Annotated in this window: 17 protein-coding genes and 1 pseudogene; 8 read left to right on the forward strand and 10 right to left on the reverse strand. The window is 68.6% G+C overall.

Features of this window, described 5'->3' with window-relative positions; genetic code table 11:
- Positions 1-32: 32 nt before the first annotated feature.
- Positions 33-773, reverse strand: coding sequence for an IclR family transcriptional regulator (locus AC2JAJ_RS15795; RefSeq protein WP_486415220.1), 741 nt, complete (start codon positions 771-773; stop codon positions 33-35).
- Between the two features lie 253 nt (positions 774-1026).
- On the opposite strand from AC2JAJ_RS15795, the gene AC2JAJ_RS15800 reads away from it, so the two are divergent.
- A complete protein-coding gene (locus AC2JAJ_RS15800) occupies positions 1027-2361 on the forward strand; it encodes an MFS transporter (RefSeq protein ID WP_486415219.1) in 1335 nt (444 codons plus the stop codon).
- Positions 2362-2438: 77 nt separating this feature from the next.
- Here AC2JAJ_RS15800 and AC2JAJ_RS15805 read toward each other — a convergent pair whose 3' ends face one another.
- From AC2JAJ_RS15805 to AC2JAJ_RS15815, 3 genes are all read right to left on the reverse strand, one after another.
- Positions 2439-3086, reverse strand: a complete 648-nt coding sequence (locus tag AC2JAJ_RS15805) for a phosphoribosyltransferase (protein WP_486415218.1) — start codon at positions 3084-3086, stop codon at positions 2439-2441.
- A gap of 90 nt (positions 3087-3176) precedes the next feature.
- Complete coding sequence (locus tag AC2JAJ_RS15810; protein WP_486415217.1) at positions 3177-4004, reverse strand: alpha/beta fold hydrolase; 828 nt, start codon at positions 4002-4004, stop codon at positions 3177-3179.
- A gap of 102 nt (positions 4005-4106) precedes the next feature.
- Positions 4107-5504 carry an amino acid permease gene (locus AC2JAJ_RS15815; RefSeq protein ID WP_486415216.1) on the reverse strand — a complete coding sequence of 466 codons (1398 nt, stop codon included), beginning with the start codon at positions 5502-5504 and terminating at the stop codon, positions 4107-4109.
- Positions 5505-5728: 224 nt separating this feature from the next.
- Between AC2JAJ_RS15815 and AC2JAJ_RS15820 the strand changes: the two genes are divergently transcribed.
- From AC2JAJ_RS15820 to AC2JAJ_RS15840, 5 genes and pseudogenes are all read left to right on the forward strand, one after another.
- The gene (locus AC2JAJ_RS15820) at positions 5729-6457 is read left to right on the forward strand and encodes an NUDIX hydrolase (protein ID WP_486415215.1); all 729 of its coding nucleotides are present in this window, start codon (positions 5729-5731) and stop codon (positions 6455-6457) included.
- A complete protein-coding gene (nadA, locus tag AC2JAJ_RS15825; RefSeq protein WP_486415214.1) occupies positions 6454-7758 on the forward strand; it encodes a quinolinate synthase NadA in 1305 nt (434 codons plus the stop codon). The genes AC2JAJ_RS15820 and nadA overlap by 4 nt, the downstream gene beginning before the upstream one ends.
- A pseudogene (locus AC2JAJ_RS15830) lies at positions 7755-9484 on the forward strand (L-aspartate oxidase). The gene nadA and the pseudogene AC2JAJ_RS15830 overlap by 4 nt, the downstream one beginning before the upstream one ends.
- Positions 9477-10394 carry a carboxylating nicotinate-nucleotide diphosphorylase gene (gene nadC, locus AC2JAJ_RS15835; RefSeq protein WP_501053187.1) on the forward strand — a complete coding sequence of 306 codons (918 nt, stop codon included), beginning with the start codon at positions 9477-9479 and terminating at the stop codon, positions 10392-10394. The pseudogene AC2JAJ_RS15830 and the gene nadC overlap by 8 nt, the downstream one beginning before the upstream one ends.
- 3 nt (positions 10395-10397) lie before the next feature.
- Complete coding sequence (locus AC2JAJ_RS15840; protein WP_486415212.1) at positions 10398-11555, forward strand: cysteine desulfurase family protein; 1158 nt, start codon at positions 10398-10400, stop codon at positions 11553-11555.
- 30 nt (positions 11556-11585) lie between these two features.
- Here the strand turns inward: AC2JAJ_RS15840 and AC2JAJ_RS15845 are convergent, their stop codons facing one another.
- Genes AC2JAJ_RS15845 through AC2JAJ_RS15855 form a run of 3 tightly spaced genes read right to left on the reverse strand, consistent with a single transcriptional unit; the run spans position 11586 to position 13588 of the window.
- A complete protein-coding gene (locus AC2JAJ_RS15845; RefSeq protein ID WP_486415211.1) occupies positions 11586-12074 on the reverse strand; it encodes a GtrA family protein in 489 nt (162 codons plus the stop codon).
- Positions 12071-12922 (reverse strand): fumarylacetoacetate hydrolase family protein, encoded by an 852-nt coding sequence (locus AC2JAJ_RS15850; RefSeq protein WP_486415210.1) that lies wholly within the window; start codon positions 12920-12922, stop codon positions 12071-12073. Before AC2JAJ_RS15850 ends, AC2JAJ_RS15845 begins: the two co-directional genes overlap by 4 nt.
- Positions 12923-12925: 3 nt before the next feature.
- The gene (locus AC2JAJ_RS15855) at positions 12926-13588 is read right to left on the reverse strand and encodes a DUF1684 domain-containing protein (RefSeq protein WP_221386826.1); all 663 of its coding nucleotides are present in this window, start codon (positions 13586-13588) and stop codon (positions 12926-12928) included.
- Positions 13589-13735: 147 nt separating this feature from the next.
- Here AC2JAJ_RS15855 and AC2JAJ_RS15860 point away from each other — a divergent pair, with 147 nt between their 5' ends.
- Entirely contained in the window at positions 13736-14557 is an 822-nt protein-coding gene (locus AC2JAJ_RS15860) for a hypothetical protein (protein ID WP_486415209.1), read from the forward strand.
- 71 nt (positions 14558-14628) lie between these two features.
- Positions 14629-15435 carry a transglutaminase-like domain-containing protein gene (locus tag AC2JAJ_RS15865; protein WP_486415208.1) on the forward strand — a complete coding sequence of 269 codons (807 nt, stop codon included), beginning with the start codon at positions 14629-14631 and terminating at the stop codon, positions 15433-15435.
- Here AC2JAJ_RS15865 and AC2JAJ_RS15870 read toward each other — a convergent pair whose 3' ends face one another.
- The 3 genes from AC2JAJ_RS15870 to AC2JAJ_RS15880 all read right to left on the reverse strand — a co-directional run bounded on the left by AC2JAJ_RS15870 (position 15436) and on the right by AC2JAJ_RS15880 (position 20446).
- Positions 15436-15909 carry a MarR family winged helix-turn-helix transcriptional regulator gene (locus AC2JAJ_RS15870; protein ID WP_221386829.1) on the reverse strand — a complete coding sequence of 158 codons (474 nt, stop codon included), beginning with the start codon at positions 15907-15909 and terminating at the stop codon, positions 15436-15438.
- Entirely contained in the window at positions 15909-17018 is a 1110-nt protein-coding gene (locus AC2JAJ_RS15875) for an LLM class flavin-dependent oxidoreductase (protein ID WP_221386830.1), read from the reverse strand. The genes AC2JAJ_RS15870 and AC2JAJ_RS15875 overlap by 1 nt, the downstream gene beginning before the upstream one ends.
- A gap of 194 nt (positions 17019-17212) precedes the next feature.
- The gene (locus tag AC2JAJ_RS15880) at positions 17213-20446 is read right to left on the reverse strand and encodes an efflux RND transporter permease subunit (RefSeq protein WP_501053188.1); all 3234 of its coding nucleotides are present in this window, start codon (positions 20444-20446) and stop codon (positions 17213-17215) included.
- Positions 20447-20514: the final 68 nt, after the last annotated feature.

Genomic DNA, 20514 nt, shown 5'->3' on the forward strand with positions numbered 1-20514 from the left:
TTCCGGACAGCCCGGCGCAGGGGGGGCAGGCGCTAGGCCAGTTGGCCTTCGATCCGCGCCGCACTTTCGGCCAGGGCGGTGCCCACGGCCGCGGGGTCGTGGGCGGAACGGATGTAGACGACGGCAAGGGCCGCCGGCCGGCCGCCCGGTACACGGACCGGCGCCGCAAGGGAGGAAACACCGGCAATGACTTCGTCGTGGCTGGCGGAATATCCCTTCCTGCGCGCCTCGGCTGCCTCCGGGCGGTAGGCGATGCCCGTGTCCAGCCGGTCCCACTCGGCCTCGGACATGGCGGACTGGATGGCGATCCCGGGAGCGCCGGCGTTGATCGGATGCCTCGTTCCGGGGTGCTGGGCCACGGTCGCCCCGGAGTGCCGGGGCTCGACGGTGACCAGCGTGATGCAGTCGTGATGGTCCCAAACGGCTACGAACGCGGTCATGTCCAGCAGGTTGGCGAGGTGGGTGAGCTCGGGCAGCGCGGCACTTTGCAGGTTCCGGGATACGCCCCGGGCCAGGACCGCCAGCCCGGGTCCGGGCTGGACCTTGCCTGCATCGTCGCGCACCAGGAGCGAATGGTCCTCCAGGGTGCGCAGGATCCGGTAGGCCACGGAGCGGTGGACGCCCATGGCGTCGGCGAGTTCGGCGATGGTGAGCGGCCCCGGGGCCGCTGCAAGGATTTCGAGGGCACGGATACCGCGCGAGAGCGTCTGGGATGGCGGCGCAGAAGCCTGCTGCGGCGCGGCTCCCGCCCGGGCTGCGGCTGGAGGGGTCATGGACTCCATCCTAGGTGGCTGGAGCCGGGGCCCTGCGACTCTTGTTTTGGCAAACGCATAGCGGTAGTGTCCTCATTGCGAACTGGCTATTCAAATATAGAACTCGACTCCTCTCCCGTCCATCAGCAACTGAATTTGCCGCCCGCGTGTTCAGCATCACATTTTCGTAGTACCCTACTAACTAACTGACCGTTCTGTCGGTAATCCTGAAGGCGACCGGGCGCACTGCCGCCCAATAAACAATGGAGTTTCAATGACCACACCCTCCAAGGTGGATACGCTCGCCGGCCCCAGCAGCCGGCGCGAGGAGCGCAAGGTCCTCGCCGGTACCCTGGTCGGCACCACGATCGAGTGGTACGACTTCTTCATCTTTGCCCAGCTGACCGCAACGCTGCTGTCACCGCTGTTCCTGGCACCGCTGAACGAGTCCAACCCGGGGCTGGCGCAGATCCTGTCCTTCGCCCTTATCGGCATCAGCTTCCTGTTCCGCCCCCTCGGAGCCGTGATTGCCGGACACCTGGGGGACCGCCTGGGGCGCAAGGCGATGCTGGTCTTCACCCTCGTGATGATGGGGGCCGCCACGGCCCTGATCGGCATGCTCCCCACCTATGCGCAGATCGGGGCCTGGGCTCCGGTGCTGCTGATCCTGCTGCGCGTCATCCAGGGCTTCTCGGCCGGCGGTGAATGGGGCGGTGCTGCCCTCATGGCCGTAGAGCACGCGCCGATGAACCGCCGTGGCCTGTTTGGCGCCTATCCGCAGATCGGCGTGCCCGTGGGTATGATCCTGGCCACCGGCCTGTTGTTCTTCCTCAACACCAGCATGTCCAAGGAAGACTTTGCGGCCTGGGGCTGGCGCGTGCCGTTCCTGCTCTCCATCGTCCTGATCGTGGTCGGGTACCTGATCCGCCGTGCCGTGGCCGAGAGCCCGGTCTTCCAGGAGATGGCCCTGCGGAAAAAGGAGAGCAAGGCGCCCTTGGGCGAGCTGATCCGGAACCACAAACTGCCGGTCCTCTACTCCACCCTGATCTTCATCGGCAACAACGCAGCAGGCTACCTGCTGATCGCGTTCTTCATCTCGTACGCTACGAAGACCCTGAAGATGCCCACGCCCCAGGTCCTGCTGGCCACCACGCTGGCGTCCTTCGGCTGGCTGATCTTCACCCTGGTGGGCGGCTGGCTGTCCGACCGCATTGGCCGGGTCAAGACCTTCCTCCTGGGCTACGCCATCGTTTTCGCCTGGATGATCCCGATGTTCGCCCTGATCGACACGAAGGACATCATGCTGTACGGCGTCGCCTTGTTCGTCCTGACCATCGGCCTGGGCCTGTCCTACGGCCCCATGTCCGCCATGTACGCCGAGATGTTCCCGGCCAACGTCAGGTACTCCGGCATCTCCATTGGCTACGCGTTCGGTGCCATCCTGGGCGGCGCCTTTGCCGCAACCATTGCGGAGTCGCTGCTGCAGTCCACCAAGTGGACCGGTTCGATCGGTATCTACATCATGGTGCTGTGCGTCATTTCCGCCGTCGGAGTGGTGCTCGCCAAGGAAACCAAGGGCCGCCCGCTCGGGGTCAGCGCCCATCACTAACGACTGCCCAACCACTGCAGGCCCGGACCGATGTCCGGGCCTGCAGCGTTTTCAGCGGCGGTCGGGTGCGGACGGCGTCACCGGGTGAGGAAGGCGACGGCGTCGTCGTCCGTCAGCTGCCCAAAGTGCCGGTAGGAGCTGCCCACCGCACGGAACTTGCCCGGAAGGTAAAGGCAGAACACGGCATCACACACGCGCTCAAGCGAGGCTTCGGCGTCAACGGACGCCACGGGAGCGGCGGCGACGACGGCGGCAGCGCCTCCCGCCCGGGCGGCTTCGACGGCGGCCCGCATCGTGGCGCCCGTGGCAAGACCGTCATCCACCAACAGGACGGTCCTGCCAGCAACATCATCACCGGCCTCCGGGTAGAGTCCTGCCCTCCGCAGCAATTCGGCGCGCTCGCGGCTTTCCACCTCATCAAGCCACTCCTGCCGCACGCCGTGCTTGAGGACGCGGTCCAGGAGGGGTTTGTTCACCACCTCGACCGTGCGGCCCTGCATCCAGGCAAGGGCGCCGTAGGCGGTTTCTTCGTGGCCGGGGATGCCCAGTTTCCGGACCAGCATGGCGCCAAGGGGCAGCCTAAGTGCCTTGGCGACAGCAGCGGCAACGGGGATCCCGCCCCGCGCCAGGCCAAGGACCAGGGCGTCGGGCTGCTCCCGGAACTGCGCCAGGACCGTTGCCAGGCGCTCCCCGGCCTCCGTCCGGTCTTCAAAACGCGTGCCCATGTGTTCCCCGCCCCCCTTCATGTTCGCGCCGGAGCGTGGCGGACCCGGTGCCGGTCGAACACCCTGTGCCGGTCAAACACCCGGTGCCAGTCAAACGGCCAGGAAGGAGATGGCGGCCTGTTTGAATGCCCGGCTGGTGATGGCATTGGTGTGGTTGCGGCCCGGCAAGACGAGCTGTTCGGCCATGGAGCCGGCGCTCCGGGCCAGTTCCGCAAGCTTGGGCAGGCTGGCCAGCCGTTCGTCCTTGTCCCCGGCCACGAGGAGCACCGGAACGTGCGGGATTGCTTCGGCGGGGTCGTAGGGTTCGGCCTTGATGGCCTCCACCAGGGAGAGCAGCGCAAAGATGTTGTTGCTCGGCAGCAGCAGGGCCATCTTGAGCAGCTGGGCCGTGGATTCGTCCTTGATGGGCGTGCCGTCCGCAAGGTAGTCCTGTGCGGCGATGAGGTCGAACTCGGCCAGCGGATCCGAGGTGTTGGGCCCGCCCAGCACCAGCCGGTGGACCAGCTCGGGCTGGGTTGCGGCGAACTCCCATGCGAGCCTGGAACCCAGGGAATAGCCCACCATGTCCAGTCCGCTGGAAGGATCGCCCTCGTGCAGGGGGCGCGCGCCGGCGTCGAACGCAACCTGGAGCAGGTCCGCCCGGATCCTGCTGGGGGAGTACGAGTCCATGTCCTCGGGTGCGCCGCTGCGGCCGTGGCCCGGAAGGTCCACGGTGACGACACGCCGGCCGGCGTCGAGCAGCGCCGTTACCCAGCCGGTGTCCTCCCAGTTGAGCTTGGACGATGAGGAGAACCCGTGCAGCAACAGTACGGGCCGCAGCCCGGCGTCGTTGGCGGGCTCGTGGACCGCGACATACATTTGCGGGTCCGTGCCTTCCACGGTGTGCGGGTGCTGCTGTCCGGTGTGCCTGCCGCTCATGCTCTCAGTCCTCATCAGGTTCTGCGCCTGGGCTGACCCGGCGCTTCGGTGCGTCTCTCATGCCGGGGCCCGCCAACAGCTGCCCCGCAGGTGGGCACCACTCTACCCGCCGGAGGCGCGGCGTCCGGCGGCCACCCGGGCACCGGCAGCGCAGGCCAGTCCGATCCCGGCCACCAGTCCAAAGGTGCTCACGAGCTGCACGCGGCTGCCCTCGGCACTGAAGCCAACGGCGAAGATCAGGCCCAGCAGTGCAAGGCCCAGGTACGTCAGCCCGGGAAAGCCCTTCATCCGCAGGGGAAGCTGTATGCCGTCCCGGTCGGCGCGCCGCCGCAGGATCACCTGCGACACCAGCGCGCTGCCCCAAACCACCAGGCACGTCGAGCCCACCAGCTGGAACAGTGCGGGAAGGATGCGCTCGGGGAACAACAGCTCCAGCACGGTGGCGATAAAGCCGAAGGCCACCGATACGCCCACCGCAAGGAGGGGGACGCCCGCACCGTTGAGCCGGGTCAGGGCGCGCGGCGCCTCATCCCGCCGCGCCAGGGAGTACGCCATGCGGGAGGCCCCGTAGAGGTTGGCGTTCAGTGCCGAGAGGAGGGCGACGACGGCCACCAGGGTGATGGCAGCGGAGGCGCCGGGGATCCGGGCGGCGTCGAGGACCCCCGCGAAGGGCGAGGCAAGGCTCTTGGACGTTGCAGGAAGGACGGCGGCGATGACGAAGACGGAGCCGATGTAGAACACCAGGATGCGCCACACGACGGTCCGGATAGCTTTGCCCACGCTGCGTTCGGGATCCTCGGTTTCGGCGGCCGCAACCGAGACGATCTCCGTCCCCCCGAACGCGAAGATCACCACGAACAGGGCCGCGGCAACCCCGCCGAGGCCCTGGGGCGCGAAGTCGGCGCTGAGGTTTGCCAGGCCGGGCGACGCGACGGCGGGCAGCAGGCCGAGGAGCAGGGCGGCACCTATGGCAAGGAACAGGACGATGACAGCGACCTTGAGGATGGCGAACCAGAATTCGAACTCGCCGAAGTTGCGGACGCCGGTGAGGTTGATGGCCGTGAACACCACCATGAACAGCAGCGCCAGCGCCCAGACCGGAACCACCGGCCAGACGGAGGACAGCAGGCCCGCGGCGCCCAGCGCCTCGGCAGCGATCACCACCACCAGCTGCAGCCACCAGAGCCAGCCGATGGTGGCGCCGGCCGTACGGCCCAGCGCGCGACCGGCGTAGACCGAAAAAGCACCGCTGTTCGGGTTCGCGGCCGCCATCTCGCCCAGCGCCCACATCACCAGGATGATCAGCGTCCCGGCCACCAGGTAGGAGACCAGGACTGCCGGTCCCGCCGCCTGCACGCCGGCGCCGGATCCCAGGAACAAGCCGGCTCCGATGGCGCTGCCGAGCCCCATCATCGTGAGCTGGCGCGGCTTCATGCTGTGGGCGGCGGGGCCGCTGTGGTGCGGTCCTGGAGCGGTGGCGGTGGCGGACTTCATCGTCATGGGCGGTAAACCTTCTTGGGGCGTGGTTCGGCGGGGCGTTCCTTGTGGGACCTCTTGAATTTACCGCCTCGGGTGGCGCCCCGCTGACCGTTGGTCCGCGACTGCGGCAGGCGCGCAGCTTAAAGCGCGGGAAATATTTCCTCTTCCTGCCTTACCGGACGTATTATTAGTTTTGGTCAAAGTGACTATAAGTAAGGATCCGGCCGGACCGGCGGTCAAGGACGATGGAGGGCGGTGAAGGGGTGTACTCCAGCTCGGCGAATGTCTCCGAGCGGCAGGCTGCGCCGCCGTCGCTCGCGATTTCCACGGTGATCTTTGCCCTCCGGCCCAGTGAAAGCTCAGGCCGGCCCACCCTCTGGCTTCCCTTGGTGCGGCGGATCCGGGAACCCTTCAAAGGCCTCTGGGCACTGCCGGGCGGCCCGCTGAGCCATAGCGAGTCCCTGCAGGACGCCGCCGCCCGCAACCTGCGGGAGACCACTGGCCTCGCCCCCAGCTACCTCGAGCAGTTGTACGCGTTCGGCGGCCTGCACAGGTCCCCGACCCAGCGGGTGGTGTCGATCGTGTACTGGGCACTGGTCCAGCCCACGGAGGCCGCCCTGGCCGACGAATCGGAAAATGTCCGCTGGTTCCGCGCCGACCGCCTGGGGGGCCTGGCCTTCGACCACAACGCCATCGTCGACTACGCGCTGTGGCGGCTGCGCAACAAGCTGGCCTACGGTTCGGTGGCCTACCACCTGCTGGGGGAGTACTTCACCCTGGCCCAGGTCCGGGAAGTCTACGAAGCCGTCCTGGACCGCGAACTGGACCCTGCCAACTTCCGCCGGCAACTCAAAGCGACGCCCGAAATCGAAGAAACCGGCGAATTCCTCCAGGGCGGCAAACACCGCCCGCCACGCCTCTACCGCTACACCGGCCGCCCCGGCCTCGACCCCGACAACAGGAGCACACCATGAGCAGCGTCAACACAGCGATCCAGCTGATCACGCGCGAACAGGCCGAACAGGGCGCTGCCGCCACCCGCAGCACCTGCAGCCCTGCCCTCGCCAAGGGGCCGTGGGACTACGACCTGGCCGAAGCGCTCGCCGGCATCCCGGCCTACGGCCCGGGAGCGTCCAGCTCCGACGTCGCACCCGCGGCCACCCCCCGCCAGGGGCAGCTGCCGGAGGAGTACAAGCTTGCCGGCGACGCCGAACTCGCGGAGCGGATCCGCGCGGCCAAGGCCACGCTGGGCGACCGCGCAGTGATCCTGGGCCACTTCTACCAGCGGGACGAAGTGATCCAGCACGCCGACTTCGTGGGCGACTCCTTCCAGCTGGCCAACGCGGCGCTCACCAGGCCGGATGCGGAAGCCATTGTGTTCTGCGGCGTCCATTTCATGGCGGAAACGGCCGATATCCTCTCCACTCCGGAGCAGGCCGTCATCCTGCCCAACCTCGCCGCCGGCTGCTCCATGGCTGACATGGCTGATGCCGACTCCGTGGCGGAGTGCTGGGAACAGCTGGAGGAGATCTTCGGAACGGAACCGGACGCCGGGGGCCGCGTCCCGGTGATCCCCGTTACCTACATGAACTCCTCCGCCGCGCTGAAGGCGTTCTGCGGTGAACACGGCGGCATCGTCTGCACGTCCTCGAATGCCAGGACTGTCCTGGAGTGGGCCTTCCAGCGGGCACAGCGCGTCCTGTTCTTCCCCGACCAGCACCTGGGCCGGAACACCGCGAAAGCACTGGGGGTGCCGCTGGAGCAGATGCCCATGTGGAACCCGCGCAAGGACCTCGGCGGCAATGGGGAACAGGCCCTGCTGGACTCCCGCGTGATCCTCTGGCACGGCTTCTGCTCCGTGCATAAGCGCTTCAGCGTGGCGCAGATCGAGAAGGCCCGCGCCGACTTCCCGGGCGTGCAGGTGATCGTGCACCCGGAATGCCCCATGGAGGTGGTGGACGCCGCCGATTCCGCAGGCTCCACGGACTTCATCAAGAAGGCCATCGCGGCGGCCACCGAGCCCACCACGTTCGCCATCGGCACCGAAATCAACATGGTGAACCGGCTCGCCGCCGAGTACCCGCAGCACACCATCTTCTGCCTGGACCCGGTGATCTGCCCCTGCTCCACGATGTACCGCATCCACCCCGGCTACCTGGCCTGGGTGCTCGAGGAACTGGTGGCGGGCCGCGTGGTCAACCGCATCACCGTCGAGGACGACGTGCAGGCGAACGCCAGGACTGCGCTCGAGCGCATGCTGGCAGCGAGGCCATAGTGACCCCGCAGCCCCGTGCCGCCTTGCCGCCGCGCCGGCTTGCCGTCGTCGGAAGCGGTATCGCGGGCCTGTACGCGGCACTGCAGGCAGCGGACGCAGGCGCCGAGGTAGTGCTGCTGACCAAAGGTGCGCTGGAGCAGAGCAACACCTGGTACGCCCAGGGCGGCATCTCCGCAGTGCTTGGCGCGCCCGCGCCCGGCGATACCGTTGCCGCGCACATCGCCGACACCCTCCGGGCAGGGGCCGGGCACTGCGACGCAGCTGCCGTCCAGCTCATGTGCACCGACGCCGCCGGCGACATCGCGGGGCTGCAGCATTACGGGGTCAGCTTTGACGCCGGGCATGGTGCCGCCGTGCAGGGAGGCACGAAGTACGACGGCGGCCCGGCCCTGGGCCTCGAAGCGGCACACAGTGCCCCAAGGATCCTGCACGCGGGAGGGGACGCCACCGGCGCCCGGGTCGCCGCCGCCCTGATCCAGGCGGTACTGGCCCGCCGGGATGCCGGGGAACTCACGATCATCTCCGAGGCGCACGCCACCGCCCTGCGCACCAGCGCGGGAACCGTCACCGGGGTGGACTATCTCCACGCCGGCCTGCCGCCGGCCTCGACGCGGACGCCGTCCTGCTGGCCACAGGGGGAGCCGGCCAACTGTTCGCCCAGACCACCAACCCTGCGGTGGCCACTGCCGACGGCCTGGCGCTCGCCGTCCGTGCGGGAGCCGCCGTGGCAGACCTGGAGTTCTTCCAGTTCCACCCCACCTGCCTGGTTGACACCGCCGGGCAGGCCCGCACGGGCGGACCGCTGCTCATCTCCGAAGCCGTCCGCGGCGAAGGAGCCGTCCTGGTGGATGCCGGCGGACGCCGCTTCATGAAGGCCTACCACCCCGACGCCGAACTCGCGCCCCGCGACGTCGTCTCGCGAAGCATCGCCCTGCACCTGGCCAAGCTCGGCGACCCCACCGGCCATGTCTACCTGGACGCCCGCGCCCTCGAACAGGCCAAGGGCAGCGGCTTCCTCCGCCAGCGGTTCCCCACGCTCACAGGCAAGACCCTCGACGCCGGCATCGACTGGACCCGCGAACTGGTCCCGGTCGCACCCGCCGCCCACTACTGGATGGGCGGGATCGCCACCGACCACTCCGGCCGCACCAGCGTCCCCGGCCTCTACGCTGCCGGCGAGGCTGCGTGCACAGGGGTCCAAGGGGCTAACCGGCTGGCCAGCAACTCCCTCCTCGAGGGGCTCGTCTTCGGCCGCCGCGCTGTTGCATCCTGCCTCTCCGGTGACCTCGACGGCGGTACTTGGGTGGCGCCTGACGGCGCTCCTCCGCTCGCTGTCTCGGCCGCGGGCGGACTGGAAGCGAAGCGCGAGGGTGGGCCGGCCAGCTTCGGTGCGGGTGAGGGGGCCGGGGAGCCCTTTTCGCGGGATGCCCTTCGTCGCCTCATGACGTCGCATGCCGGGGTGCTTCGCTCCGGGGAGTTGTTGCGCGAGGCTGGCCGGACGCTTGAGCGGTGGGCCGGCGTCGTGCATCCTCTGGCTGTTGCGGACTCCGGCGACCCCTTGGTGCACGAGGACCGGAATCTGCTGCTGGCTGCGCAGCTGCTCGTCCAGGCAGCCCTGGGCAGGACCGAATCCCTTGGCGCCCACTACCGGAACGACGAACCTGCCGCTGCCGAACCCGACAACACGTACTCCCTGCGCCCGAAAGCGAGCCTCCTCCATGACTGAACCCGCCGTACTCGACCAGGCTGCGCCCGTCCGGCCGGCACTGGACCTCACCCTGCCGGTGGCTCCCGTACGGGAGATCCTGGAACGCGCCTTCGCCGAGGACGCGCCCTCCGGCGACATCACCTCCCAGCTGCTGATCCCGGCCGCGGCGCGGGCCACCGCAGTCCTGAACGCCCGGGTGCCGGGCGTCCTCAGCGGGGCCACCGTGTTCCGTGATGCCATGCAGCTGGTGGACCCCGCCACGAAGGTCGAGCTGCTGGTGGCGGATGGAGAAACGTTCGACGCCGGCACCCACCTTGCACGGGTCAGCGGGACCGCGCGCTCGGTGCTCCTGGCAGAACGGGTGGCGCTCAACCTGGTCCAGCGGATGTCCGCCATTGCCACGAAAACCGCCGAGTTCGTCCGGCTCACCGAAGGCACCGCCGCCCGCATTACCGACACCCGCAAGACCACCCCCGGCCTGCGGGTCCTTGAACGCTTCGCCGTCCGCTGCGGCGGGGGCATGAACCACCGGTACAGCCTCTCCGACGCCGTACTGGCCAAGGACAACCACCTCGCCGTGATGACCGGCGGCGACCCCGCCAGGCTGACGGAACTCCTGCGGGCCGCCAAGGCGCAGCTGGGCCACACCACGCACTTCGAAGTGGAAGTGGACAGCATGGACCAGATCGAACCCGTCCTCGCCGCCGGCGTGGACACCATCATGCTGGACAACTTCACGCTGGAGGAACTGCAGGCCGGCGTCGCCCTCGTGGCAGGATGCGCACGGGTGGAAGCCAGCGGGAATGTGAACCTGGGCACCGTCCGGGCCATAGCGGCCACCGGCGTGGACGTGATCTCCGTCGGCGCCCTCACGCACACGGTGGCCGCCCTGGATCTCGGCCTGGACGTCGAGCTGACGGCCGGCTGACCCGTGATCTTCCTGGATGCCTCCGCCACCACCCCCGTCCGCCGCGAGGTCCTGGACGCCATGTGGCCCTACCTCACGGGCGAATTCGGAAACCCGTCCAGCCACCACGCGCTGGGCGGGTCGGCGGCAGCCGCGCTCGCAGGCGCCCGCGCATCGGTGGCCGCAGTCCTCGGCTGCCGGCCGGGGGAAGTGGTGTTCACCTCCGGCGGGACGGAAGCGGACAACCTCGCCGTCAAGGGCATCGCCCTGGCGCGGCAGGCAGCCAGGCCGGAGCTGGACCGGGTGGTGATCAGCGCCGTCGAACACCCCGCGGTGGAGGAATCCGCACGCTACCTCGAACGCTTCCACGGGTTCGCGGTGGACGTGGTGCCGGTGGACAGCACCGGGCGGGTCACGCCGCAGGCGCTGGCCGCGGTGCTGCGGCCGGAAACGGCACTGGTGAGCGTGATGTACGCCAACAATGAGGTGGGCACCGTGCAGCCCATCGCCGCACTGGCGGAACTCGCACACGCGCACGGTATCCCGTTCCACACCGATGCCGTGCAGGCGGCCGGCTGGCTGCCACTGGATGTGCGGGCGCTGGGGGTGGACGCCATGAGCATTTCGGGCCACAAGCTCGGTGCTCCCAAGGGCTGCGGACTGCTGTTCGTCCGCAGCCGCACGCGGCTGGAACCGCTGGTCCATGGCGGCGGGCAGGAGCGCGGCCGCCGGTCGGGCACCGAAAACGTGGCCGGAGCAGTGGGCATGGCCACCGCACTGACGCTGGCGCAGGGCCGCCAGGCGGAGCAGCAGGGGAGGGTGGCCGCCCTGCGGGACGGGTTCATCGACGCCGTGCTCTCCGAAGTCCCCGACGCAGTCCTTACCGGGCACCCCACGGAACGGCTGCCGTCCATCGCCTCGTTCTGCTTCCCGGGAACCAGCGGCGAAGCGGTCCTCCTGGAACTGGAGCGGCAGGGCATCGTGTGCTCCAGCGGCTCGGCGTGCGCAGCAGGCTCGGATGCGCCCTCGCCCGTGCTCACCGCCTTGGGGATCCCCGCCGTGGTCGCCCAAACGGCAGTACGCTTCAGCTTTGACGCCTCGGTGACCCGGGACGACCTGGAGGCGGCTGCCGCGGCCGTCCGGACCGCCGTCGCCGGCGTGAAAGCGCTGGGAACGCGCTGAGCCTTTGCAGCCTGTGCACTCCCACGCGGGCTAGCGGTGGCGTGCCCGCCGGAAAATCCAGTGCCGCAGCAGGCTGAAGCGCACGGCCGTGGCCAGGAACCCGGACAGCGTCGTTGCCGTCAGTTCGTCCCCCACCGTGGCGTTGGGGTTGAACCAGTGCAGTACGCCCAGGCTGCCGCCGGTGATCACCAGCGCCACGGCAATCACCACCAGCCCGTGGAGGTGGTCGCGGGTGCGCCGCTGCTGCCCGGTGATCTTGAACGTCAGCCTGCGGTTCAACGCGGTGTTCAGCAGCGACGTCACCACCAGCGCCACGGCGTTGGCCAGTTGGGCGCCCAGCCACGGCCGCAGCAGCGCGTACAGGGCCAGGGATGCCGCGGTGCAGACAACGCCGACGCCGGAAAACCGGATCAGTTGCCGGACCACCGGGAAGCGCAGGATGCCCCGGTAGTGCCTGGTGGCGGGTTGGCGCCGCGTGGACGCCTCCAGCGCAACCGGGGCAGGTGCGCCCTCCCTCACGCCTGCATCCCGCCGGGCCCGATCCTGCCGGGCACCCCGGGCCATGCCGACGCGGCGACCGGATTGGCCAGCTCACCGATCCCCTGGACGCGGCACGCCACTGAGTCGCCGGGGGACAGGGGCGCGGTGGCGGCGGGGAATCCGGTCAGCACCAGGTCGCCGGGATGCAGGGTCAGCACGGAGGTCAGGTAGACCAGGATCTCATCCACCGTCCAGCCCAGGTCTGCAGTGCTGGCCGTCGCCAGCGCCGTGCCGTTCACCGCCACGCCGATCTCCAGGTCCGAGTCATCCAGCCCCACGGCGATCCACGGCCCCACCGGCGTGAACGTGTCCTGGCTCTTGGCCGCGAACCACAGTTCGTCGGTCTTTTGCAGGTCCCGGCAGGTGACGTCGTTCGCGATGGTGAAGCCGAACACTGCATCCCGGGCCGTGGCCGGCGTCAGTGCCCTGGCCGTCCTGCCGATCACCACGGCAAGTTCGGCCTCGGGCTCCACCTGCGTCATTCCGGGTGCCAGCCGAATCTCCTCGCCGGGGCCAATCACGCTGGTGGTTGCCTTGTGGAAAGCCTGCGGCGGAAGGTTCCGGCCTGCCTGGCCGGTATTGTGGGCCATGCCCAGGACGTTGGCCGGAGCGCTTGGGGCGAGGAAGACGAAGGCATCCTGCTGCACCGCAGCTCCGGGCCGCCAGCCGTCGCGCCAGGGGCTGGAAGCGTTGGCCCGGGAATCCGGGAAGGGGGACTCGGCGACGGTCCAGGTGGTCCCGCCGCCGCTGGTGACGAAGAACTGCTCGCCGGGCCACGCAGCGGACAGCGGGCGGACGCGGGCAAGGCGCCGGGGAGGAGAAGCCATGGGTCAGTACAGCTCGCCCACAGGGATGTCGACGGCCAGCCGGTTGGCGGGGCCGGCGAGTGGGCATGCCCAGGCCTCGTTGTAGGCGCAGGAAGGGTTGTAGGCAAAGTTGAAGTCAAGGACGAACCGGGCGTCGGGCCCAGTCCCGTTGACGCCGTGGAAGGCGCCCTTGATGGTGTCCAGCAGGTAGCGCCCCGCACCGTAGCTGCCGCCGGGCTGGCCGGCGGTGGCGTCGCGGAACGGAACGAAGATTCCGCCGCCATACCCATGGATCTTCCATACCGCCAGCTGGCCCATCTCGGGCAGGTCGAAGGTGCCCAGCCGGACAAAGTTGACCACGCCGTCGGTTCCCGTGTCCACGCTCATTTCCCGGCCGGCGCCCTCCTTGGTGAGGGGCACGTGGAAGCGGTAGATCGGATCGTAGTAGGCGGTCTTCAGTCCGGCGAAGTTTGCCCGTCCTGCCCGCGTCAGCGGGGACGCCGGGTGCGTGGCGAACATCAGGTCCCGCTGGTGCCGCCAGTACGAGTGCGCCTCCGCCGGGTCGTCGGCGGCGATCTTGCGGACATTGTCGTACATCGCGAAGGTGCGCAGCCGCCAGTCGGCGATATCCAGGGCGGAGATGTCCGCGGGGTTTTCTTCGGCTGCGCCGTGCTGCTCTTCCGCCATAGCCTCCAGCCTAGTGCCCGGCCGCGGCAGGAAGCGTACGACGGCGACACGCCGGGCCGCGGGGGCGGCAGGGCCACGTGCCGGCCGGGCGGGACATGCCAGCGTGGTGGCCACGTGATGGCCGCCCGCGCCACTAGGCTGGCTTGCATGAGAGGCAAGGCAGCATCGAGGGTTGTTTCCGGCGCGTCCCTGCTGCTCGCAGGCCTGCTCCTGGCGGGGTGTGCGGGCCCGCAGCCAAAGGACCCCGGCTGGACGGCGCAAACGGGGGCCGGTACCGGCTCCGAATCCCCGTCCACGGCCGCGCCGGCCCCCGGAACATCCGGGCCGGCCGCATCCACCGCTGCGTCCCCGTCCGGCCAGGCGTCACCCACAGGGCCGCAGGCTGTTCCCACTGCACCGTCCTGGAAGACCTTCTCGGACCCCGGCAAGACCGTCAGCTTCGACCTGCCGCAGGACTGGATCGCACAGTCGGTGGCCCCGGAGGACGGTGCGCTTGCCGGTGCGCTGAAGGTGGAAGTGAAGAAGCCCGACGGAACGTTCGTGGCAGCCCTGCGGACGGGACTGCCACCGTCGTCTGCTGACTGCCCCGAAGCCGCACGGCGCCCCTACACCGTGATCAGCAGCGTGCCCATGGAACTCCCGGCCGCCGGCGGGGAGGGGACCATCCCGCCGCGGATGGTCTACCGGGTGATCCAGGGCTACCGGTTCTTCGGTTCGTACGGCATCACCAACGTTGTGGGCGGCGCGGACGGGCAGGCGTGCGAGCTGCGCAACGTGGTGCGCGGTCCGGCCGGCAAGGGGGACTACTCCTTCGGCGACGTGGTTTCGCTGAAGGCCTTCGCTCCGGACGAGAAAGTAGCTCCCGCGCAGGCATTCGACACCCTGGGCCAGGCCGCCCAGTACGTGAACGAAAGCTCCGACTTCGCCAACGTGCAGCGGATGCTAATGTCGCTGAAGGTCAAAAACTAGTCCCGCTGCCCGCCCCCACGAGGTGCCGGGGCACGCGACTTTCCGTCCGCCCCCGACATCCCCGGAGAGACATGGAACGCTCTGTTTCCGCACGCCTGGTCTTCAGGACCGCCCCCCACACCAAAGTGGCCATGGCCATCGCCGCAGCGAGGAACAGCGGGTATTCATCCTTCGACGAGACCCTGTCCGTCACAGCCGGCGGCAACGAAGTGCCGCTGACCGAAATCGCGGACCACCACGGTGGCCGCTTCCACTACATGGAGTTCACCGAGCCGGCCGAGGTCACCGTGGAGTATTCCGCCACCGTGGCCGGACGCGGCGAGCCCGAAGAGGCCAGCCTGGCGGACCGGATCCGCTACGTCCGCCCGAGCCGCTACGCCGAATCGGACCGGCTGCTGCCCACCGCCTACGCGGAATTCGAGGGGGTGCAGGGCGCCGGCCTGCTGCACGCCGTGCGCAACTGGGTCAATGGGGAACTGCGGTACCTCAGCGGTTCCTCCCGGGGTACCGACGGCGCGGTGGAAACCCTGTTGAGCAGGCGCGGCGTCTGCAGGGACTTCGCCCACCTGGCCATCGCGTTGCTGCGTTCGAAGGACATTCCTGCCCGCCTCGCTGCCGTGTATGCACCGGGCCTGAGTCCGATGGATTTCCATGCCGTGGCAGAAGCCTACGTGGAGGGGGCCTGGCACGTCATCGACCCCACGGGGCTTGCCCCGCGGGGGTCGATGCTGCGCATCACCGCCGGCCGGGACTCGTCCGACACCGCCTTCCTCTCCACCGTGGGAGGCAGCCTCACCCTCAACCAGCTGCGGGTGACAGCAGTGGTGGACGGTTCCCTTCCCGTGGAGGACCCCACGCAGCTGGTGGCGCTGGGCTAGCTAGGCCTTCCGGGGCAGGGAACCCAGCGAGTTCCGCAGCTTTTCCGTCAGCCGGACCAGTTCCTTCTGCTCGGCCGGCGTCAGCGCTGGAGCCACCAAGGCTGAGATGTCCCTGACGTGCTCCCGGCCGATCTCCTTCTGGAGTTCCCGTCCTTCCTCCGTCAGTTTGAGCAGTACGCCGCGGCCGTCCTCCGGCGCGGGCATGCGGGCGATGAGTCCGCGCTTCTCCAGCCGTTCCACCAGCCTGCTCAGGCTGGATTGGCTCAGCAGGACGTTGTCGTTGAGCTCGTTGAGCCGCAGCCAGCCGGACGGGCAGCGCGAAAGCGTGAACAGGACGTCGTATTCGTTGACGGCCAGCTTCCGGAAGGCCGGCCCGGACTGCAGCTTGCGCATCACCGCCACCTGCGCCCGGAAGAGCGACTCCCACATCTCGGCAGCAAGCCGGACGGGCGATTCGGAGCCCGCGGCAGCCATCACGCCTCCGAAGCCGCGGTATCGGCTTCCTGCGTTGCCAGCAGCGCGGCAACCCGGCCGGCGTGCGTGGGCGGCTCCGGAACGTGCGCGGGCTTGAGGGCCGCGTACTCCTTGCGGAGGACCGGCAGGACTTCCTCGCCGAACAGGTCCAGCTGCTCCAGCACGGTCTTCAGGGGCAGGCCGGCGTGGTCGATCAGGAACAGCTGGCGCTGGTAATCGCCGAAGTGCTCACGGAAGGTCAGGGTCTTCTCGATGACTTCCTGCGGGCTGCCCACGGTCAGTGGGGTCTGGGAGGTGAAGTCCTCCAGTGACGGGCCGTGGCCGTAGACGGGGGCATTGTCGAAGTAGGGGCGGAACTCCTTCACGGCGTCCTGTGAGTTCTTCCGCATGAAGAACTGGCCGCCGAGTCCAACGATCGCCTGGTCCGCCTTGCCGTGGCCGTAGTGCTCGTAGCGCTCACGGTATAGGCCGATCAGCTGCTGGTAGTGCTCTTTGGGCCAGAAGATGTTGTTGGCGAAGAAGCCGTCGCCGAAGTATGCGGCCACCTCCGCGATCTGCGGGGTGCGGATGGAGCCGTGCCACACGAAGGGAGCCACGCCGTCGAGCGGGCGCGGTGTGGAGGTGAAGTTCTGCAGGGGCGTGCGGAACTTGCCGGACCAGTTCACGGTGTCCTCGTCCCAGAGCTTGCGCAGCAGGCTGTAGTTCTCGATGGCCAGTTCCACGCCGTCCTGGATGTTCTTGCCGAACCACGGGTACACGGGCGCCGTGTTGCCGCGCCCGAGGACCAGGTCCACGCGCCCGTCCGCCAGGTGCTGGAGCATGGCGAAGTCCTCCGCGATCTTGACGGGGTCGTTCGTGGTGATCAGCGTGGTGGCCGTGGACAGGATGATGCGCTCGGTCTGGGCGGCGATGTAGGCGAGGGTGGTGGTGGGGGAGGACGAGAAGAAGGGGCGGTTGTGGTGCTCGCCCAGGGCGTAGACATCCATGCCGATTTCCTCGACCTTTTTGGCGATGGCCACCGAGGCCTTGATGCGTTCGTGCTCGGTGGGGGTGCGGCCCGTGGTGGGGTCCGCGGTGATGTCGCTGACGCTGAAAACACCGATCTGCATGATGTGCCTCTTTCCGTTCCTGGACTTGCTGGGCTTGGTTCCAGTCTAAACCAATTTAGATGCATTTGCATCTATCGCCTACTGTAACGTGGTGGCGCCGGGATTATTCCCCGCCCTGGCCGGCGGCGGGACGGGCGTTAAAGCAGCCATGCCCGCACCGCTGGAGCGGCACGGGCATGACGGGAAGATGCAGGTTATTCGGCTCCGCCGGGGGCGGCACGGCGGCCGCTGACCTTGGGAACCTGGCCGGTGGTCCAGTCCTGGAACTCGGCGTCGACGTCGGCGGCCGGGCCGAACTCCGGGCGGGCGTGCATGTCCCGGAGCAGCGCCTTCCTTTCGCGCCGGCCCTCCACCAGCCGGTACAGCACCGGAACCAGGATGAGGGTCAGGGCGGTGGAGGACACCAGGCCGCCGATCACCACCACTGCGAGAGGCTGGGAAATGAAGCCGCCCCCGCCCGTGAGGCCCAGCGCCATCGGGGTCAGGGCGAACACCGTGGCAAGGGCGGTCATCAGGATGGGCCGCAGGCGCTGCCGCGCACCGTGGGTGATGGCATCCGCAACATTCATGCCGGGACGGCCGTCGTGCGGTTGCCGGTACTGGTTGATGAGGTCGATCAGCACGATGGCGTTGGTGACAACGATCCCCACCAGCATCAGCATGCCGATGAGCGACGGAAGGCCCAGCGGGACGCCGGTGAGCAGCAGCAGTCCCACGGCACCGGTGGCTGCGAAAGGAACCGAGACCAGCAGGATCAAGGGCTGGACCAGGGACTTGAAGGCGGCCACCATGATGACGTACACGATCGCAATGGCCGCCAGCAGGGCCAGGCCGAGCTGCCGGAAGGATTCTGCCTGCTGGGTGGTGGCGCCGCCCAGTTCGGCGGTGACGCCCGGCGGCAGCTGGACGCCGGCCAGGCGCTGCTGGACTTCGCTGTTGACCGCACCCAGGTTGGCGCCCGACGGCGTAACGGACACCTTGGCGGTGCGCTGGCCGTTGCTGGCGGTGATGGAGACGGGGACGTCCACCTGCTCGACGGAGGCGATGCTGCCGAGCGTGACAGGCGGCCCAGCCGCCGGCAGCGGGATGTTCCGCACGGCGTCGATGCTGGTGAACTTCGTGCCCTGGCCGATCCGGACCGGGAAGTCGTTGGTGTCGATCCGCACCGTGCCGGCGGGGATGGGGCTGATGGTGGAGGCCAGGACGCCCGCCACCTGTTGCTCGTTCAGCCCCGCGGCCACCGCCTTGGCCCTGTCGACCTTGACCTGGACCACGGGGTTGCTGGCAGCGAGGTTGCTGGCTACCTCGCTGGTTCCCGGTGCACCGGTCATGGCTGAGACCATGGCGTCGCTGGCTGCCTGCAGGTCGGCGCTGGTGGCGGCTTTCAGGGTGATGTCGACGGTGGACGAGGTGCCAAAGCCGCCCTGCTGGGTGCCCACGGAAATTTTGCCGGAGTCAGGCACCTTGGCAAGCTCCGAGCGTACGGTCTCCTGCAGGCGTTCCTGGTTCGCCTTCTCATCGGTCACCACCGTGAAGGTGGAGTTGGAAGACCCGGTGGAGGTGAGCGCGGCGAAGCCGGCCTGGGCATTTCCGGAGGTCACCTGCACGTCCTTGATGCCGTCGATGCCGCGAAGGACTTCCTCGAGGCGGATGGCAGCAGCACTGGTGTCCGCCAGGCTGGTGCCCGCGGGCAGCACCTGGCGCACGGTCATGCTGTTCTGGCCAGAGTTCCCCAGCAGGTTCGTGGCCAGCAGGGGCGTCATGGCGCCGGTGGCCCCCAGCACCAGGACGGCGGCCAGCAAGGTGATGACGGGGTGTTTCTGCGTGCCCCGGAGGATGGGCAGGTAGCCGCGCTGCAGCCGGCTGCGCTGCTCGGCGTCGTGGGCCTTTGCCTTCGCCTCCGCGGCGATGCGGCGGCCCTCAAGCGAGCCTGCGGGCAGGCCGCCGGGGACGGCGCCGGGGTTCTTGAGGAACCAGTAGGCCAGCACGGGGACGATGGTCAGGGAGACCAGCAGTGATGCCAGCAGCGCCATGGTGACGGTCAGGGCGAAGGGCCGGAACAGTTCGCCGGCGAGTTCGCCCACGAACGCGATCGGCAGGAAGACGGCCACGGTAGTCAGGGTCGAGGCTGTGATGGCTCCGGCCACCTCACGGATGGCAGCCAGGATGGCGGCGGACTTCTCCTCGCCGTAGCTGAGGTGCCGCTTGATGTTCTCGATGACCACGATCGAGTCGTCCACCACGCGGCCGATGGCGATGGTGAGCGCCCCCAGCGTCAGGATGTTCAGCGAGTAGCGGGTGGCGGACAGGCCGATGAACGTGATCAGCAGTGACAGCGGGATGGACACCGCCGTGACCAGGGTGGAGCGGGTGGACATCAGGAAGAGCAGGATGACGGCAACGGCGAAGCCCAGCCCCAGCAGGCCTTCGGTGGTGAGGTCCTTGATGGACTTCTCGATGAACGGCGCCTGGTCGAACACCGGGGTGAACTTGGCGTTGGAGCCCAGTTCGGCCTCCAGCTCGTTAAGGCTGTCGCGCACGGCGTGGGAGATTCCCACTGTGTCACCTTCGGGCTTCTTGGTGACAGAGACGGCCAGGGTCTCCGCGCCGTTGGTGCGGGTGATCGAGGTGCGTTCGTCGTCCTTAAGCGAAACGTCGGCAACCGAGCCGATGGTGGCGCCGTTTTTCGCGCCGGCCAGCGGAAGTGCCTTGATGGCGTCGAGGGAATCGACCGGGCTGCCGATCTGCAGGGACAGCGTCCTGCCCTGGTCCTCCAGTGTGCCGGCGGGAACCAGGGCGCCGTTGTTGGAGAGGGCGTCCCTGATGGCGGTCACGCCGGCGCCCGATGCTGCCATGGCATCTGGGCGGGGGAGGATTTCGATGTGCTGGGAGGCGCCGCCCGTCACGTCGGCGCTCCGGACGCCGTCGATCTTCTGCAGCCGGGGAACGCTCAGGCGCTGCAGGTCGGCGTTGAGGTCGCTGAGCGGCTTGTCGGACGATACCGCGAGGAACACGATGGGGAAGTCGCTGATGCTCCCGGCGATCGCCTGTGGCTGGACGTCACTGGGAAGTGTCCTCTTGGCGTTGGAAATTGCCCTGTCGATCTGGTTCCTCGCCCGGTCCAGGTTGGAGCCGTAGGTGAAGACCATCGTGATCTGCGAGACGCCGTTGCGCGACGTGGAGGAGGTGGATTCCAGCCCCTCCACGCCGTTCAGTGCCTTTTCCAGCGGCCCGCTGACCTGCTTGTCCACCACCTCGGGCGAGGCGCCCGGCATGGCGGTCAGCACCGTGATCTGCGGGAACTCGATCGAGGGGATGAGCTCCTGCTTCAACGAGGACATGGTGATCACGCCAAAGACCGAAGCGAAAACGGTGATCAGCGCGATGAGGGCCCGGTTTCCCAGTGACAGGTGTGCCAGCCGGAACATTGTTGGTCTCCTGAGGGGTTAAGTGACTGGTACAGGCCCTGGGGTGCCAGCCGGTGGCCCCTGCAGGG

It is taken from the genome of Arthrobacter sp. MOO21 (genome assembly GCF_057369995.2).